Origin of the sequence: Shewanella sp. S1-49-MNA-CIBAN-0167 (assembly GCF_040310145.1) — a bacterium.
GTDB classification, from domain to species: domain Bacteria; phylum Pseudomonadota; class Gammaproteobacteria; order Enterobacterales; family Shewanellaceae; genus Shewanella; species Shewanella psychromarinicola.
Genome location: NZ_JBEOPO010000323.1, coordinates 1 through 264, shown reverse-complemented (window position 1 = coordinate 264; position 264 = coordinate 1). Strand labels below are relative to the sequence as shown.

The 264-nt window shown below is 49.2% G+C and carries 1 protein-coding gene; it reads left to right on the top strand.

Features of this window, described 5'->3' with window-relative positions; genetic code table 11:
* Nucleotides 1–264 (top strand): glycogen/starch synthase (locus AAEZ00_RS21490; RefSeq protein ID WP_351089966.1); only part of this gene is annotated, 264 nt, incomplete at both ends.

Here is a 264-nt window from a genome sequence, read left to right as displayed (position 1 = left end):
GACCAAGTTTGCTTTGTTTTCATTGAGTGTTGCCACATGCCTTGTCAACAGGCTATTACCTTGTTTCGATGTGTTGCATCTGCATGACTGGCACACCGCAATGTTGGCGATGCTTCGCGGCTGCGTGGCGGAGTTCTCGGCATTGCAGGCGATGCCTTGTGTGTTCACTATCCATAATTTGGCTTTGCAGGGGATCCGCCCCTTCAGCGGTGATGATTCATCGTTTGCCCATTGGTTTCCACAGTACATGGATAAATTGAATAC